At 67.4% G+C, this 15,011-nt stretch carries 20 protein-coding genes and 1 riboswitch; of the genes, 18 read left to right on the forward strand and 2 right to left on the reverse strand.

The window, feature by feature from the left end:
- Positions 1-54: 54 nt before the first annotated feature.
- Positions 55-140, reverse strand: a riboswitch (ZMP/ZTP riboswitch).
- Between the two features lie 84 nt (positions 141-224).
- On the reverse strand, positions 225-1,439 hold the full coding sequence (locus FK256_RS00420; protein ID WP_141423326.1) for a CobW family GTP-binding protein: 1,215 nt from the start codon (positions 1,437-1,439) through the stop codon (positions 225-227).
- Positions 1,440-1,494: 55 nt separating this feature from the next.
- Between FK256_RS00420 and rpmB the strand changes: the two genes are divergently transcribed.
- The 18 genes from rpmB to FK256_RS00510 all read left to right on the forward strand — a co-directional run bounded on the left by rpmB (position 1,495) and on the right by FK256_RS00510 (position 13,525).
- Positions 1,495-1,734, forward strand: a complete 240-nt coding sequence (gene rpmB / locus FK256_RS00425; protein ID WP_039894507.1) for a 50S ribosomal protein L28 — start codon at positions 1,495-1,497, stop codon at positions 1,732-1,734.
- Positions 1,731-1,904 carry a 50S ribosomal protein L33 gene (gene rpmG, locus FK256_RS00430; RefSeq protein ID WP_003789591.1) on the forward strand — a complete coding sequence of 58 codons (174 nt, stop codon included), beginning with the start codon at positions 1,731-1,733 and terminating at the stop codon, positions 1,902-1,904. The genes rpmB and rpmG overlap by 4 nt, the downstream gene beginning before the upstream one ends.
- Positions 1,904-2,209, forward strand: a complete 306-nt coding sequence (gene rpsN, locus FK256_RS00435; RefSeq protein WP_141423289.1) for a 30S ribosomal protein S14 — start codon at positions 1,904-1,906, stop codon at positions 2,207-2,209. Before rpmG ends, rpsN begins: the two co-directional genes overlap by 1 nt.
- A gap of 119 nt (positions 2,210-2,328) precedes the next feature.
- Positions 2,329-2,580: a type B 50S ribosomal protein L31 gene (locus FK256_RS00440; RefSeq protein ID WP_009233440.1), complete on the forward strand. Its 252-nt coding sequence runs from the start codon at positions 2,329-2,331 to the stop codon at positions 2,578-2,580.
- A 63-nt stretch (positions 2,581-2,643) separates the two neighbouring features.
- On the forward strand, positions 2,644-2,766 hold the full coding sequence (gene ykgO, locus FK256_RS00445) for a type B 50S ribosomal protein L36 (protein WP_003782012.1): 123 nt from the start codon (positions 2,644-2,646) through the stop codon (positions 2,764-2,766).
- A gap of 289 nt (positions 2,767-3,055) precedes the next feature.
- Positions 3,056-3,370 (forward strand): urease subunit gamma, encoded by a 315-nt coding sequence (locus FK256_RS00450; RefSeq protein ID WP_009233439.1) that lies wholly within the window; start codon positions 3,056-3,058, stop codon positions 3,368-3,370.
- A complete protein-coding gene (locus FK256_RS00455; protein WP_141423290.1) occupies positions 3,367-3,678 on the forward strand; it encodes an urease subunit beta in 312 nt (103 codons plus the stop codon). Before FK256_RS00450 ends, FK256_RS00455 begins: the two co-directional genes overlap by 4 nt.
- A 17-nt stretch (positions 3,679-3,695) precedes the next feature.
- Positions 3,696-5,408 carry an urease subunit alpha gene (gene ureC / locus FK256_RS00460; RefSeq protein ID WP_141423291.1) on the forward strand — a complete coding sequence of 571 codons (1,713 nt, stop codon included), beginning with the start codon at positions 3,696-3,698 and terminating at the stop codon, positions 5,406-5,408.
- 20 nt (positions 5,409-5,428) lie between these two features.
- A complete protein-coding gene (gene ureE / locus FK256_RS00465; RefSeq protein WP_141423292.1) occupies positions 5,429-5,920 on the forward strand; it encodes an urease accessory protein UreE in 492 nt (163 codons plus the stop codon).
- Entirely contained in the window at positions 5,901-6,644 is a 744-nt protein-coding gene (locus tag FK256_RS00470) for an urease accessory protein UreF (protein WP_141423293.1), read from the forward strand. The genes ureE and FK256_RS00470 overlap by 20 nt, the downstream gene beginning before the upstream one ends.
- Positions 6,645-6,665: 21 nt before the next feature.
- A complete protein-coding gene (gene ureG / locus FK256_RS00475; protein WP_211343498.1) occupies positions 6,666-7,346 on the forward strand; it encodes an urease accessory protein UreG in 681 nt (226 codons plus the stop codon).
- Entirely contained in the window at positions 7,343-8,158 is an 816-nt protein-coding gene (locus tag FK256_RS00480) for an urease accessory protein UreD (protein WP_141423294.1), read from the forward strand. Before ureG ends, FK256_RS00480 begins: the two co-directional genes overlap by 4 nt.
- Positions 8,159-8,218: 60 nt before the next feature.
- Entirely contained in the window at positions 8,219-9,154 is a 936-nt protein-coding gene (locus tag FK256_RS00485) for an urea transporter (protein ID WP_141423295.1), read from the forward strand.
- A gap of 4 nt (positions 9,155-9,158) precedes the next feature.
- Positions 9,159-10,031, forward strand: a complete 873-nt coding sequence (gene purU, locus FK256_RS00490) for a formyltetrahydrofolate deformylase (RefSeq protein ID WP_009233431.1) — start codon at positions 9,159-9,161, stop codon at positions 10,029-10,031.
- A 453-nt stretch (positions 10,032-10,484) separates the two neighbouring features.
- A complete protein-coding gene (locus FK256_RS00495) occupies positions 10,485-11,234 on the forward strand; it encodes a DUF6318 family protein (protein WP_141423296.1) in 750 nt (249 codons plus the stop codon).
- Entirely contained in the window at positions 11,231-12,055 is an 825-nt protein-coding gene (locus FK256_RS14840) for a zinc transporter (protein WP_425321563.1), read from the forward strand. The genes FK256_RS00495 and FK256_RS14840 overlap by 4 nt, the downstream gene beginning before the upstream one ends.
- 346 nt (positions 12,056-12,401) lie before the next feature.
- Complete coding sequence (locus tag FK256_RS00505; RefSeq protein WP_141423297.1) at positions 12,402-12,920, forward strand: hypothetical protein; 519 nt, start codon at positions 12,402-12,404, stop codon at positions 12,918-12,920.
- Positions 12,921-13,000: 80 nt separating this feature from the next.
- Positions 13,001-13,525 carry a mycothiol transferase gene (locus FK256_RS00510; protein WP_141423298.1) on the forward strand — a complete coding sequence of 175 codons (525 nt, stop codon included), beginning with the start codon at positions 13,001-13,003 and terminating at the stop codon, positions 13,523-13,525.
- A 180-nt stretch (positions 13,526-13,705) separates the two neighbouring features.
- Here the strand turns inward: FK256_RS00510 and FK256_RS00515 are convergent, their stop codons facing one another.
- Entirely contained in the window at positions 13,706-14,941 is a 1,236-nt protein-coding gene (locus tag FK256_RS00515) for an N-acetylglucosamine-6-phosphate deacetylase (protein WP_211343500.1), read from the reverse strand.
- Between the last annotated feature and the right edge of the window lie 70 nt (positions 14,942-15,011).

Genomic DNA, 15,011 nt, shown 5'->3' on the forward strand with positions numbered 1-15,011 from the left:
GGTGTGGGGCGCACGCTGTGCCGTGGCAGGCGGCCGTGCGCGCGCTGGTAGGCGATCCGCGGCCCAGGCGGGCGACCCCGGAGTCGTGTTCGTGCCGCTCCCCGGTGGTGATCCACCCGGCGCCAGTCGCGACGGACATAGCCTAACGCGTCGGGTCCGCTGGGCACCTCGTGCGGCTGCGTACGTCTGCGTGTGTCCATGCGCGCCTGAGCACTCGGACGGTCTCACTCCTCCTGGCCGAACCAATCGCCCAGGCCGTCGTCGGCGCCGATCCAGGCCAGGGCCTGGGCCATTTCCTCGGGGCGCAGGAGGATCCGGCCGAAGGCGCGGCGCACCTGCTCGCGCATGCGCTCATCGCCGATGCCGGTGACCACGAGGTGGCAGCGGGGCTCACCGGAGGCGCGAGCGGCGGTGCCGTCGGCAGGGGCGACCGGCACATCGGCCCAGGTTCCAGCATCGCCGACGCTGAGGGCACCTCCGGCGACCTCCCAGGTGCAGACCCGGCCGGGACGGCTGGGCAGCCAGAAGCAGCCGCGAGCGCATAGGCCCTGGCCGGCGAGGTCGACGACGAGGGCGCGCAGGCGCCCGGGGTGGAAGGGCAGGGCAGCGCTGAGGTCGAGGGTCCACACGCCGTGGTCGTCGGGGCCGCCCCAGGCGCTGGTGGTAGCGGGATGGATGCGACTCAGGGAGGCCGAGGCGTCGTGGGAGAGGCCGGTGAGGGTCTCCAGGAGGGGCGCGTCGAGCCCGGGGAGTAGCAGCGCGTCGTGGGGGCGCAGGTGCTCGATGAGGTCGGCCCCGGCGGGATCCTCGTCGCGTCCCAGGGCCAGGACGACGTCGGCGTAGCCGAGGTTGGCCAGGTGCACGGCGCCCGTGCAGCGGCAGTCGCCGGGGAAGGCGGCCAGCAGGCGGTGCTCGAGGAGCTCGTCCAAGGCGGTGGTGGCGTCCAGGACATGGGCGGCCCCGGCCAGTCTCACACCGGTGCCGGCGAGGTCCTCGGCTAGGCGGGGCAGGAGGTGGGCGAGTTCGACGGCCGCTGGCAGGAGGATGACGGTGGTGCCGCCCGGGTCCTGGGCGGCACGGTCCTCGGCGACGGCGACCAGGACCTCGCGCAGTGAGCAGGTGGGGCAGGTGAAGGGCATGGGGACGTCGAGGCGCACCGGGTCGTCGTCGAAGCCGTCGGCCGAGCTGTGGCTGACGAGGCAGACCAGATCGCCGCTGTCGTCACCGACGTCGCAGCCCTCCTCGTCCTCGTCGCCGCCATCTTCCTCGTCGAAGTGGAAGCCGGCGCGGATGACGACGGCGTCCTGGCCGGCCAGGGAGAGGTCGACCAGGTCCAGCAGGGCAGGGTCGACGGCGCCGATGAGGGACAGGGCGTGCCGGCCATCGGCATCAGTCCGGGTACCGGGGAGAGCGAAGAGGTCATCCGAGGGATCGGTCACGAGGTCCTCCAGCAGAGTTGACGACACTGAGAATCATTCTTATATCATGCTCGTCATGACAACCTACTGCCAAGTCACGGGAGCCCGGCCGGTCTTCGGCCGCTCCGTCTCCCACTCGCACCGGCGCACACCGCGGCGCTGGGACCCCAATCTGCAGCGCAAGCGCTACTGGGTGCCGTCGCTGGGGCGCACCGTGCGTCTGACGGTATCCGCCAAGGGCATCCGCACGATCGACAAGCTGGGCATCGACGTCGTCGTGGCCCAAATGCTGGCCCGAGGGGAGAAGCTGTCATGAGCGGCGCCAAAGGGAAGGACCTGCGGCCGATCATCAAGATGGTCTCCACCGCGGGCACAGGGCACACCTACGTCACCCGCAAGAACCGCCGCAACACCCCCGACCGGCTGGTACTGCGCAAGTTCGACCCGGTGGTGCGCCGGCACGTGGAGTACAAGGAGTCGCGCTGATGGCCAAGAAGTCCAAGATCGCCGCCGAGCTGCGGCGCCGGGAGGTGGTGGCCCGCTACGCCGAGCGCCGGGCCGAACTCAAGCGGGCCTCAGTGAACCCCCACCTGAGCCAGGCCGAGCGCGACGAGGCGATGGCGGCACTGCACGCGCTGCCCCGGGACGCCTCCCCCACCCGCCTGCGCCGCCGCGACGCGGTCGATGGGCGCCCGCGCGGGCACCTGCGCGTCACCGGAACCTCCCGGGTGCGCTTCCGCCAGATGGCGCTGCGCGGCGAGCTGCCGGGCATCGTCAAGTCCTCCTGGTAGCCGGGCGGGCTCAGCCACGGAGCCCGCGATCGCCAGGCGGCGAGGCCCGCCGCGGCCACCCATTCTCACAGCACCCACCAATACCGACCACCCCAATCACCCATATCCGAGGAGCTCTCATGCGCCCGGGGATCCACCCCAGCTACCAGCCCATCGTCTTTCGCGATAAGTCGGCCGGCTTCGCCTTCCTGACCCGTTCGACTCTGACGTCGTCGGAGACCATCGAGTGGGAGGACGGCAACACCTACCCGGTCTACGACGTCGATGTCTCTAGCGCCTCGCACCCGTTCTGGACCGGCCAGGGCCGCATCCTGGACACGGCCGGTCGGGTGGAGAAGTTCGAGCGCCGCTACGGCAAGCGGACGCGCTAGTCGCGCAGGCAGGCCCCACGCCCGGACATCGCAGTACAGGAAGAGAGAGTTAAGGAGTCACTCATGAAGGTTCGCGCCTCGATCCGGTCCCTGGCCAAGCAGCCGGGCTCCAAGGTGGTCCGACGCCGCGGTCACACCTACGTCATCAACAAGAAGAATCCCCGCCTCAAGGCCCGTCAGGGCTGATCGGTCGAGGCCAGTACCCCCACCGGGCCGGGATGCGCAGCAGCGCGCATCCCGGCCCTTCCTTTCCTCAGTATCGACGCCGGTCGACAAAGAATGCCCAGTACTTCAACCGTAAGCACCACATTCCCGCAATGAAGCGGAAAACCGAGGAGGAGAACACTCCCCCACGCTGTCACCGATCGACCGGAAATATTCATGTAACACGCAAGGCATTGCCTATAAGCGTTCGTCACACGCGGACAAGCTCGCGCTTATGCGCCCGCTCCGAACCGTCTCTGGGAGAAGCCCGATGCACCTCACTCCTCGTGAGCAGGAGAAGCTACTCATCGTCGTCGCCGCAGACCTGGCACGAAGACGCAAGGACAGAGGGATCCGGCTCAACCACCCCGAGGCAGTCGCCTACATCACCGCTGAGATCCTCGAAGGAGCCCGAGAGGGGCGCACCGTCTCCGACCTCATGGCCTATGGCACCACCCTGCTGACCCGCGAGGACGTCATGGAGGGGGTCCCCGAGATGATCCGCGCGGTCCAGGTGGAGGCGACCTTCCCCGACGGGACCAAGCTCGTCTCCGTCCACGACCCGATTCGCAGGAGGCTGTCATGATCCCGGGCATGTACCGGCTCGCGAGCGGCACCATCACCATCAACGAGGACCGCCCCACCGTCGACCTCGACGTCCTCAACACCGGGGACCGCCCCATTCAGGTCGGCTCGCACTTCCATTTCGCCGAGGTCAACTCCGCGCTGTCCTTCGACCGGCAGGCCGCTCGCGGTTTCCGCCTCGATATTCCCGCCGGAACCGCCGTTCGCTTCGAGCCGGGCGACTCCAGGCCAGTCCACCTGGTGGCACTGGCCGGAGCGCGGAGGGTCTTCGGGCTGGCAGGCAAGACGAACGGACCCATCCAGGGCTGAGAGCACAGGAGCACACCATGAGCAAGGAACTCAGCCGTCGGGAGCATGCTGCCCTGTACGGCCCCACCACCGGGGACGCCGTCCGTCTGGCCGACACCGACCTCTTCGCCCAGATCGAGTGGGACCTGACCCATCGTGGCGACGAGGCCGTCTTCGGAGGCGGCAAGGTCATCCGCGACGGCATGGGCCACAATGGCCAGCGCACGCGAGACGAGGGCATTCCCGACACCGTCATCACCAATGCGATCATCATCGACTACACCGGCGTCTACAAGGCCGACGTCGCCATCCGCGACGGCGTCATCAGCGCCATCGGCGCCGCAGGCAACCCGGACATCATGGACGACATCGATATCGTCATCGGCACATCCACGGAGGTGATCGCCGGGGAGCACCGCATCCTGACGGCCGGAGGCATCGACTCTCACATTCACTTCATCTCCCCCACCCAGGTCGCCACCGCCCTGGCCTCAGGTGTGACCACCATGATCGGAGGGGGGACGGGCCCCGCCGATGGCACCAACGCCACCACGATCACGCCCGGGGCCTGGAACCTGGCCCGCATGCTCCAGGCCGTCGAGGACTTCCCGATGAATATCGGTCTGCTGGCCAAGGGCCACGCCTCCGCCCGGGAGCCGCTGGCCGAGCAGCTGCGCGCCGGAGCGGTCGGCTTCAAGATCCACGAGGATTGGGGCGCCACACACGCGGTCATCGACGAGGCGCTCAAGGTCGCCGACGAGTTCGACGTGCAGGTCGCCATCCACACCGACACGCTCAACGAGTGCGGTTTCGTGGAGGACACCCGCCGCGCCATCGGCGGACGGGTCATTCACACCTTCCACACCGAGGGCGCGGGCGGCGGCCATGCACCGGACATCATCACCCTGGCACAGGACCCCAACATCCTGCCGTCCTCGACCAATCCGACACTGCCCTTCACACGCAACACCGCCGAGGAGCACCTCGACATGCTCATGGTGTGCCACCACCTCAACCCCGCCATCCCGGAGGACGTCGCCTTCGCGGACTCGCGCATCCGCCCGGAGACGATCGCTGCCGAGGACGTTCTGCACGACCTGGGCGTGTTCTCCATGACGTCGTCGGACTCCCAGGCCATGGGGCGCGTCGGTGAGGTCGTCATCCGCACCTGGCAGGTGGCCGACCAGATGAAGAAGGCGCGCGGCAAGCTCGCCGGGGACCCGGAGGGCGGCGACAACCTGCGCATCAAGCGCTACGTGTCGAAGTACACGATCAACCCAGCCCGCACCAACGGGATCGCCGAGGTCGTGGGCAGCGTGGAGGTGGGCAAGTGGGCGGACCTGGTGCTGTGGGATCCCGCCTTCTTCGGGGTCAAACCGAACCTGGTCCTCAAGGGAGGCCAGATCGCCTCGGCGGTCATGGGGGACGCCAACGCCTCGATCCCCACCCCCGAGCCCACACTCATGCGCCCCATGTTCGGCGGCTACGGGGCGGCACCGGCGTCGAACTCGATCACCTTCATGTCCCAGGCCGCCATCGAGGCAGGAGTGCCCCAGAGCCTGGGGCTGCGCAAGAAGATCCGTCCGGCCCGCGGGGTCAGGCGGCTGACGAAGGCGGACATGGCCTTCAACGACGCCACTCCGGCGCTCACCGTCGATCCCGAGACCTACGAGGTCAGGGTCGACGGCGAGAAGGTCACCTGCGAGCCCGCCGAGGTCCTCGCCTTGGCCCAGCGCTACTTCCTGTTCTGACCCCTCATCCTGGAGCCTTCATGATTATCGAGTCCATCGCAGGCAATATCCACGATTTCTCCCCCGAGGATCTCGAGGGCGTGCACGTCGAGAGTGTGATCCTCCCTCTGGCCGCCCTTACTAAACGCATCCAGCGAGTGCGCTCGGACCACGGCACCGAGCTCGGCATCCGGCTCGCACCGGGAGCGCCGGACCTGCGCGAGGGAGACATTCTGCTTCGCAACGAACGCGGAATCGTCGTCGTGCGCCTGGAGCCCACCGATGTCCTCGTCATCGCGCCCGCCACGGTGCGCGAGATGGGGGTCGTCGCCCACAACCTGGGCAACCGGCACCTGCCTGCCCAGTTCTTCGGACCGGATGACCCCTTCCCGGGGCTTGAGGGACATGACGGCGTCATGGTCATCCAGTACGACCACACCGCCGAGCATTACCTGGAGCACCTGGGGGTGCGCCATGCGCGGATGGAGCGGTCCATGCCCGTCCCCTTCCGCCATGCCGAGCACACTCACTGACCCCTGCGCCTCGGAGTGGGGCGAGCCCGCGCGCTGGCAGCTCCCGCTGGCCCAGCTGTGCGACTCCGCACTGCCCACGGGCGCCTTCTCCCACTCCTTCGGGCTGGAAACCTATATCTGCGACGGCATCGTCGACGGCGAAGCATCCTTCGCGACCTGGTTGCGCGCGCTCGTGTCCACCCAGCTGACCTTCTCCGAGGGACTGGGGCTGCGGCTGGCCTTCGAGGCGGTGGCGGCGGACGACTGGGAGGCGATCGCCCGCCTCGACGACCTCCTCGTGGCTCAGGCGGTGCCGATCCAGGTGCGCCGTGCCGGGGTGACGATGGGGCGGCGTCTGCTCACCATCGCTCGCCTGGCCCTGGAAGGCACCGACGGCGACAGGCTGCTGAGCCGCTACACGGCACTCGTGGACACGGAAGGCTGCTGCGCCCACCCCGCCATCGTGCTGGCGATCGCCGGCTACGCGCTCACGGCACCACCGGCGGCGGTCACGGCGGCGTACCTCCAGTCCAGTGTGATCTCACTGACGCAGAACGCCGTACGAGCCATCCCCCTGGGGCAGGACGCCGGTCAGCGCGCCATCGCCTCGGTACGCGACGACGTCCGCGCCGCGGTCAGGCGGATCGGGACTCTTGACGAGATGGATCTGGGGGCCGCCGCGCCCGGGATCGAGATCAGCCAGATGCGGCACGAGCGCCAGCGCGCCCGCATGTTCATGTCCTGAAGAACTACTAAGGAGAAACTCATGACAGCAACAGCCAGCCGGACTCTCGCTGATAGTCCCGGAAAGCAGGCCGCCCGTTCCCAGCATCCCGGTCCGATTCGTATCGGGGTGGGCGGCCCGGTGGGGGCGGGTAAGACCCAGCTCATCGAGCGGGTCACCCGGGCCCTGAGCCGGGAGATCTCCATGGCCGCCGTCACCAATGACATCTACACGATCGAGGACGCCAAAATCCTCGCCGCTCAGGGGATCCTGCCGGTGGACCGCATCGTCGGGCTGGAGACCGGGGGCTGCCCGCACACCGCCATCCGCGAGGACACCTCCATGAACGAGGCGGCGATCGCCGAGCTGGTCGAGCGCCACCCCGACCTGGAGGTGGTGTTCGTGGAGTCGGGAGGCGACAACCTCTCGGCCACCTTCTCCCCCGAGCTCGTCGACTTCTCCATCTATATCATCGACGTGGCCCAGGGCGAGAAGATTCCTCGCAAGGCCGGTCAGGGGATGATCAAGTCCGACCTGTTCGTCATCAACAAGACGGACCTGGCTCCTCACGTCGGCGCCGATCTGGCGGTCATGGAGGCCGATTCCAAGGTGTTCCGGGGTGACAGGCCCTTCTGCTTCACCAATCTCAAAACCGATGAGGGCCTGGATCACGTCATCGAGTGGCTCCGCCACGACGTGCTCATGACGGATCTGGAGTCGTGAGCACCACCGGCGAACTGCATCTGCGGATCGCTCGGGACGGGGACCGGAGTATCGCCGTGGACCAGTACCACAGGGGAGCACTGAAGGTATTCCGCCCTCTGTACCTCGATGAGACCGGACAGGTGACCTACTACGCGGTCAATCCAGGGGGCGGGTACCTGGACGGCGACTTCTACCTCACCGAGATCGAGGTCGAGGAGGGGGCTTCAGCGCTGCTGACCACCCAAGCGGCCACGAAGATCTACCGCACCCCCACCTGCCCGGTCCACCAGCACACCCGGGTGAGCCTGGCTCCGGGAGCCGTACTCGAGCTCGTTCCCGACCAGGTCATCGCCTACAGGGAGTCCTCCTACCTGCAGACCGCCCTCGTCGAGATGGATCCGACGGCAACCTTCATGTCCTTGGAGGTCCTCACCCCCGGTTGGGCCCCGGACGGTTCGGCCTTCGGGTATGACTCCGTACGGGTGCGCACCGATATCCGTATCGGCGGCCGGTGCGCCGTCGTCGACAGCCTGCGCCTGGTCCCCGGCGAAACCGGCATGGCGGGCCTGGGAACTCTGGAGGGGTACAGCCACCTGGCCTCCTTCATGGTCGTCGACGCCCGCGTCGATGCCGCGCTCGTCGCCGAGGTCGGCGAGCTGCTCGAGGCCGATGACGTGCGCGCCGGAGTGACGCAGGTGCCGGGTCCCGGACTCGTTGCCCGGGTGCTGGGTGACGACACGACCCGGCTGACCGGTCTCATGCTCGACATCAACGAGCTCGTGCGCGGCCGGTGGTTCGGCGCGCCGAGGCTCGACCTGCGCAAGTACTAGTGACGGCCCGCTCGCCTCGGCAGCGGGCATCTCCCGAATCTCCATCGATCGGAGCCCCCCATGCCTGAATCATCTGCTCATCAACCCCACCACCCGATTCCCAGGCCGGACACCGCGGCCGTCCCATCGATCGTCTCGGTCGGCGTGAGCGCGCTCGGGCGCGGGGTCGGGCAGATCTTCCTCCAGCCCCATGCGCTCACCGGAGTGCTCATCGTGGCCGGCATCGCCGTCTACTCACCACTCATGGCCCTCCAAGTGGTCCTCGGGACGACGGTGTCGACGGTGGCGGCACGGCTGCTGGACCTGCAAATCACCGATGGACTCCAGGGCTACAACGGGGCGCTGGTGGGAGCGGCGGCCTGGGCCGCTATGGGCGTTTTCTGGCCGGCGACGCTGCTCACCGTGGTCGGGGCGGCGGCGTGTCCCGCGGTCCACCGCGCTCTGGAGCGCGTTCTCGCCCCGGTCGGGCTCCCGGCGCTCACGGCTCCCTTCTGCATCGTCTCCGGCCTACTGACCGCTCTGCTCAGGGCGATCGACGCGCCGATGGTGCCCGATCCGGCACCGGTCAGCGGGTCGACGGCGTGGCTGGTCCCGGAGGCGGTGCTGACGGGAGAGTCCCAGGTGGTGCTCGTCGACTCCTGGGTCGGCGGTGCGCTGATCCTGGCCGGGCTGTTCATCGCCAGTTGGAGAGTAGGAACGGCAGCGCTGCTGGGTAGCGTCGTCGGAACGGCGGCAACGCTGGCACTCGTTCCCGCCGGTCAGGCGGCGCACGGTCTGGGCGGGTACTCTCCGTGCCTGACGGCGATCGCGATCGGCGTCGTCCTCCTGCCTCCCGGGAGGCGGGCCTGGGTGCTGGCGGTCGCGGGATCAGTGCTGACCGTCGTCGTGGACCGAGTTTTCACGGAGATCCCGGTGCCGACCTACACCTGGCCCTTCATCGTGACCACCTGGCTAGTGCTCGCCGTCGTCAAGTGGCGCGAGCGCCGATTAGGCTGAGTCCATGGCTCACTCCACGGCGCAACCCGATTCTGCTGCCCACCTGGTCCTGTCCCTGTCCTGCCCTGACCGTCCGGGCATCGTCCACGCGGTCACCGGTACGCTGGCGCGCCGCGGCGGGAACATCACCGAGTCCAAGCAATTCGGGGACTCCTCCACCGGTCTGTTCTTCATGCGGGTCCAGGTGCTGACCACCGTGCCGCGCGAGGAGCTGGAGAAGGACCTGGCCGAGCTGGCCGGGGATTACGAGATGGAGTGGAGCCTCGATGAGGTGGGGCGCGCCATGCGCACCCTCATTATGGTCTCCAAGGAGGGGCACTGCCTGACCGACCTGCTCTTCCGGGAGCGCAGCCAGGGGCTGCCGGTCGACGTCGTCGGCGTGGTGGGCAACCACGAGACGCTGCGGGACGTCGCCGAGTTCTACGGGGTGCCCTTCCACCACATTCCGGTCACCAAGGAGACCAAGGAGGCCGCCGAGGCAGAACTGCTGGGGCTGGTGGACTCCCTCGACGTCGAGCTGGTGGTGCTGGCCCGCTACATGCAGATCCTCTCCCCTGCCCTGTGCGAGCGGCTGCGCGGGGGCGTCATCAACATCCACCACTCGTTCCTGCCGTCCTTCAAGGGGGCGCGCCCCTACGCCCAGGCGCACGAGCGCGGGGTCAAGCTCATCGGGGCGACGGCGCACTACGTGACGGCGGACCTGGATGAGGGTCCGATCATCGAGCAGGACGTGACGCGGGCCGGCCACGAGGACTCGGTGGCCACGCTGCAGGCCAAGGGCCAGGATGTCGAGCGCCGGGTACTGGCTCAGGCAGTGCGCTGGCACACCGAGCACCGGGTGCTGCTCAACGGGCACCGCACCGTCGTCTTCTCCTGAACGCACTGCCGGCCCCGCTGCCCGTATGCCGGGACGGCGACCCCACCACCTGTTCTTAAGTCGCCGCGCGTTCTTCACCGAACCGGCATAGTGCCCCCGGGCGCCACAGCCGCTGCACCTGAGCCCTTGACGGCTGGTTGTCCACACCCGGAACCACGTCCCATGACAAGACCGCCTACTGACGGGCCACCATTGCTTCGGGCTAGGTGATGGGGCCCGTGGGGCGCCTGTTTCAGTTGCGTGATGGCTGCTGGATTCCTGCGAGGTCAGGGGCGCCGATCCACCCGTGGTGGGCGCTTCGGCGATAGTGCCCCGGGGGTTTTCCACAGGGCCGTGTCAAAGTCTGGCGGTCGGGGCGTGTGTGCAGGTAATGTCAATACACCGCTCGGACGGGCACTGCTGCCCATCCCGGTGGTGTGAGGAGTTGTTTCGGTGGCGAGGAGGCTATCGGTGATGAGCACGTCCCTACGATCCCCAAATCCTGCGCACTCGAGGCGATCCGCAGTCGAGTGCGGCCGGTCCGGTTCTCGTCTGGGGCGCCGTCGGGCGGCCGCCGGTTTGGCGGTGGTGTGCGTTCTTGCCTTGGGGGCGGCGGGCTGTGCGCTGAAGGACGCGCGGGCGGAGGCCAGTGCCAGCGCCAGTACCAGTGCGTCTGCGGCCGTCGCCCGGGCCGAGAAGGGCCTCGCCGAGGCCAACGCATCGGCGACCGCCTCCCGAGAAGCCGCCCTGACCCCCGAACTCAAGGCCCAGCGCGACACCGCCCTGGCCGAACCCGCACCCGCCAAGAACCCACAGGTCAGCGAGGAGACCTCCGAGGGCGCAGTCGCAAGCGTCTACTACTTCCTCGACCTCTACCGCTACGCCTTCATGACCGGCGACACCACCGAACTCGCAGCCATGAGCGAAGACCAGTGCCAATTCTGTCAATCTGCAATTGATCGGGCAACCAAGCTTCACGCGACAGGAGGATGGATAGATAAGTGGGACCAAAGCATTGTAGATGCCACATACTACGAAAAACTAGACGGATATAATTACAATCGAATCAAAATCGTCATCAACTACGGACAAATGACCTCTCATCCCGGAGATGGCACACCCTCGAAAACTTCTGACACGGATGACGGAAGAGTTCTTAATTTCGGAGTTAGGTATATCAACGGACGTTGGTCGGTCGGAGCGGTCGAGGTGGTTGAAAAATGATCATGAAACCTATCGCCGCCATCGCGATCGTTGCACCATTAATTCTACCCGCACCATACCCAAAAGGTGGAAGCGAAAATTCTGCGGCCGTCGAATCTAACGTATCCGCCGGAAACACCGACAAGGGAGTAAATGCTTATGGTGAAGTGACGGAGCAGATTCCTCAGGAGGGGGCATCAGAGCCCGGTGCACCACCATCTCAGGAACACCCAGACGTGACGGCATCAGAACCGTCGATGTGGGACGAGAAACCCCACCAAAAATGCACCGACAACGGCGACGAACACCCTGAGATTCACTGCGTGAACAACGGGCTACTCCAGCCCTCCGGACCCGAGGAACCCACCGGCGGCCCCCGCACGATCACGATCACCACCCGCCAGGCCGCCACACTCATCGCACAGGGCTCGGGCATCACCCGCCAACCACCCGGCCCAAAAGTCATCATCTCCAAAGCCTTCATCGTCTACACCGACCCCAACCCCCGCTACCAGACCACCACCATCCTCGACACAGCAATCGAGGTCGAATTCACCCCCATCTCCTACACCTGGAACTGGGGAGACGGAACCACCACAACCACCACCGACCCCGGAGCCCCCTACCCAAACCACACCGTCACCCACCACTACAAACACACCGACAAGAACATCACCACCACCCTAACCACCACCTGGACAACCAGATACCGCCCCACCGGCCACACCAACTGGCACACAATCGAAGGCACCATCACCACCACCGAAACCTCCACCCCCTACGACCTCGTACGCATCATCACCTACCTCACCGACGACGCCGAAGAAGCCCAAGGACACTAACCCCCAACACCCCTACCGACATCCTCTTCACCAACGACGGCGGGTTCCAGGGGTGGATGCGCCACTCGTGGGAGGGGCGTTTCGTGTCCGGGACTCGGTTTGATCTGGGCGTTCGTCGGGGCGCGGCAGCGCGCGCGACCACGGCCGGCCCGCATCCGGATCACCCACTCGCACTACCACTCGTCCGTCTGGCCCGCTCCTCGTCCCTTGGGAACAACACCCCATCGCCGTTCCCGCACTCCGCCTCTAACCTCAAGGCATGAGCCTCCCCCAAAGCAGTATGCAGGTATACGGAGGGCCGCCTCCATATACGCACCAGATCCCAGCCCCTTTGCCGTACAGCGTCATGTCCTACTCGTCCCTGCTGAATTCCATACAGGGAGCCAACGACTGCACCGCTTCCACGCGGAATACACTCTTCTTCTGGCTCAGGATCCCGCTGGTCATCGCGATACCGCTCATCGTGATCGGATTGCGCATCACATTTGACGCATTCGGCATGCGCTCCCTCTTCTTCCTTCTCCCATACGTCATCGGCTTTCACGCCGCCACTTTCGCCGCCACATCGAACAGGCCATCACGCTTCGGCAATAGAACCATCACACCGGCAACAGCGATAGCCTTCTTAAGCCACCTGATATTCCTCATACTCCTATCCTTGTCACTGCCCGATCAACACTTCATTCCCTCGCGTATTCCTTCACCCTTTGAGAACCTGGGACTCTCTTCCGGCTCCTCCGACGTCCTGGCGACGGCGAGCATCATCGGAGTCGGTATCTCGGCTGTAGCCTGCCTCGCCTTCGCCATCATGGAGAAGCCTTCAGCCAAGTACATGAGCATCGCCCCCAACTCCCCGCACCGTTGAATCCCCCACCGCCATTCAGGGCCGGTTCCCCGTCGACGCCGGGCTCCCGCGGGCGTCAGACAGAGGCGTAGCCTGACGGCATGACGACTCCCGAGATGCTCATCGACATCCTGTCACGGTCGCGCGAGCGCTTCGACCGCGCCTTCGACGGCGTCACCGTGGAGCAGGCCAACACGCAGCCCACCCCGGACCTGGCTCCGCGCATCGACTCCCTGACCTGGTTGGCCTGGCACACGGCCCGCGAGCTCGACACCCAGGTCGCGCCGTTGGCGGGCATCGAACCCGTCTGGATCACCGACGGCCACCGGGAGCGCTTCGCCCTGGCCCTTCCTGACGACACCGAGGACTGGCACCACACGCCCGATCAGGCCGCACAGGTCGTCGTCAGCGACCTCGGTCTCCTCTTCGCCTATCTTGATGACGCCTACGCGCTGGCCACCACCTACCTGCGCGGCCTGACGCCGCAGGTACTCGACGATGTCGTCGACAGCTCCTGGGACCCGCCCGTCACCCGGGGCGTGCGTCTGGCCTCGATCATCGACGACGCCGCCCAGCACTCCGGCCAGGCCGTCTACACCCGCCGCCTCCTGGGCCTGCCGGGCTAGCCGCACGCATCACTTCGGCCGGCCGACCGGCGCGCACGGCCCAGCCGCCTCCGCACCACACGTTCGCCCCGACCTGATGGTTCAGGTCGGGGCGAACGGCTCCCACATGACAAGAGACTGCTGGGGCCCGTGCGGGCCGGTGGCGTGGGAGGATCGGGCGGCGGTTCTGGGCCGCGCGCCTCAGGCAGCGGGTTCCACCGTCTCGCCGCGGCGCAGCACGGTGACGGGCCTCAGGTCCGCGTCGGTGACGACGACGTCGGCCCACAGGCCCGCCCGCAGTGCCCCTACGTAAGGGTCGCCGAGGATCTGCGCACCCTGGACGCTGGCGGCGTAGACGGCATCGACCAGGTCGACTCCTCCGTGCCAGGTGGTGCGCACGACGTCGATGAGGTGGGCGGTCCCCCCTGCGATCGCGCCGCCCTCGGTGAGGTGGGCGACGCCGTCGGCCACGGTGACCGGCTGGGAGCCGAGCACGTAGTCGCCGTCCGCCATGCCGGCCGCGGCCATGGCGTCGGTGATCAGGACGACGTTATCGCGCCCCAGGGTCTCGAACATGTCCAGAACGATGGCGGGGTTCAAGTGCACGCCGTCGCCGATCATCTCCAAGACGCATTCGCCGCGCTGGGCGGCGGCCAGGAACTCGGGCACGGGCCCGGGTTTGCGGTGGTGCATGGGTCGCATGCCGTTGAACAGGTGGGTGGCGGTGGAGCGCGGGGAGCGGACGGTCTTGCCGGCCTCGATGCGCTCGGCGATGCGGGCGGCGGCGTCGGCCAGGGCGGCGCGCACGGGGGCGGCCTCGGAGTCGGTGTGCCCGAAGGAGGGCAGGGCCCCGCCCTCGATGAGGGCCGCGTTGACTCCGTCGTCGCCGGTGATGCCGGGTTTCTCCGGGGCGATCGTCATGGTGACGACGTGCCCGCCGCCGAGCTCGATGAGCTCGCGGGTCAGGGCGGCGTCGGGGTCGATGATGTAGGTGGGGTCCTGGGCGCCGCAGCGCTCAACCGAGACGAAGGGTCCCTCGAAGTGGATGCCGGCGAGTTCGCCGTCCTCGCACAGCCCGGCCAGGACCCGGGTGCGCGCCTTGAGGACCTCGGGGGCGGCCGTCACGCAGGAGGCCACCAGCGAGGTGGTGCCGAAGCGGCGGTGCTCGCGCACGGAGATCATCGCCTGCTCGGCGGTCTCGGCGTTGGGGAAGGACTCGCCGCCGCCGCCGTGGCAGTGGACGTCGACCAGGCCCGGCAGGAGGTAGCCGCCCTCGGGTGCGGTCTGCGCCTGCTCGACGACGTCTCCGAAGCCAGCCCGGGCGGCCCGGTCGGCAGGCCCGACCCAGGCGATGTGGGTTCCCGACAGGACGACGGCCCCGTCGTCGATGATGTGGTCGGGGGTGACAACACGACCCCGCAGTGCGCGGACCTGCATGGCTTCGTTGCTCATGAGTCGGATTCTGTCACTTCCCCAGACATCAGACAACCTCATTCTCGGCGTCTTC

It is taken from the genome of Actinomyces johnsonii (assembly GCF_006546835.1).
GTDB classification, from domain to species: Bacteria; Actinomycetota; Actinomycetes; order Actinomycetales; family Actinomycetaceae; genus Actinomyces; species Actinomyces johnsonii.

Bases quoted from the DNA above. Each gene is read 5' to 3' on its own strand.
- FK256_RS00510 (WP_141423298.1), top strand. From the start codon at position 13,001: ATGACGACTCCCGAGATGCTCATCGACATCCTGTCACGGTCGCGCGAG.
- purU (WP_009233431.1), top strand. From the start codon at position 9,159: ATGGCTCACTCCACGGCGCAACCCGATTCTGCTGCCCACCTGGTCCTG.
- FK256_RS00515 (WP_211343500.1), bottom strand. From the start codon at position 14,941: ATGCAGGTCCGCGCACTGCGGGGTCGTGTTGTCACCCCCGACCACATC.
- FK256_RS00440 (WP_009233440.1), top strand. From the start codon at position 2,329: ATGCGCCCGGGGATCCACCCCAGCTACCAGCCCATCGTCTTTCGCGAT.
- rpmG (WP_003789591.1), top strand. From the start codon at position 1,731: ATGAGCGGCGCCAAAGGGAAGGACCTGCGGCCGATCATCAAGATGGTC.
- FK256_RS00485 (WP_141423295.1), top strand. From the start codon at position 8,219: ATGCCTGAATCATCTGCTCATCAACCCCACCACCCGATTCCCAGGCCG.
- FK256_RS00495 (WP_141423296.1), top strand. From the start codon at position 10,485: ATGAGCACGTCCCTACGATCCCCAAATCCTGCGCACTCGAGGCGATCC.
- FK256_RS00470 (WP_141423293.1), top strand. From the start codon at position 5,901: ATGCCGAGCACACTCACTGACCCCTGCGCCTCGGAGTGGGGCGAGCCC.
- FK256_RS14840 (WP_425321563.1), top strand. From the start codon at position 11,231: ATGATCATGAAACCTATCGCCGCCATCGCGATCGTTGCACCATTAATT.
- ureE (WP_141423292.1), top strand. From the start codon at position 5,429: ATGATTATCGAGTCCATCGCAGGCAATATCCACGATTTCTCCCCCGAG.
- FK256_RS00455 (WP_141423290.1), top strand. From the start codon at position 3,367: ATGATCCCGGGCATGTACCGGCTCGCGAGCGGCACCATCACCATCAAC.
- FK256_RS00450 (WP_009233439.1), top strand. From the start codon at position 3,056: ATGCACCTCACTCCTCGTGAGCAGGAGAAGCTACTCATCGTCGTCGCC.
- rpsN (WP_141423289.1), top strand. From the start codon at position 1,904: ATGGCCAAGAAGTCCAAGATCGCCGCCGAGCTGCGGCGCCGGGAGGTG.
- ureG (WP_211343498.1), top strand. From the start codon at position 6,666: ATGACAGCAACAGCCAGCCGGACTCTCGCTGATAGTCCCGGAAAGCAG.
- rpmB (WP_039894507.1), top strand. From the start codon at position 1,495: ATGACAACCTACTGCCAAGTCACGGGAGCCCGGCCGGTCTTCGGCCGC.
- ureC (WP_141423291.1), top strand. From the start codon at position 3,696: ATGAGCAAGGAACTCAGCCGTCGGGAGCATGCTGCCCTGTACGGCCCC.
- ykgO (WP_003782012.1), top strand. From the start codon at position 2,644: ATGAAGGTTCGCGCCTCGATCCGGTCCCTGGCCAAGCAGCCGGGCTCC.
- FK256_RS00505 (WP_141423297.1), top strand. From the start codon at position 12,402: ATGTCCTACTCGTCCCTGCTGAATTCCATACAGGGAGCCAACGACTGC.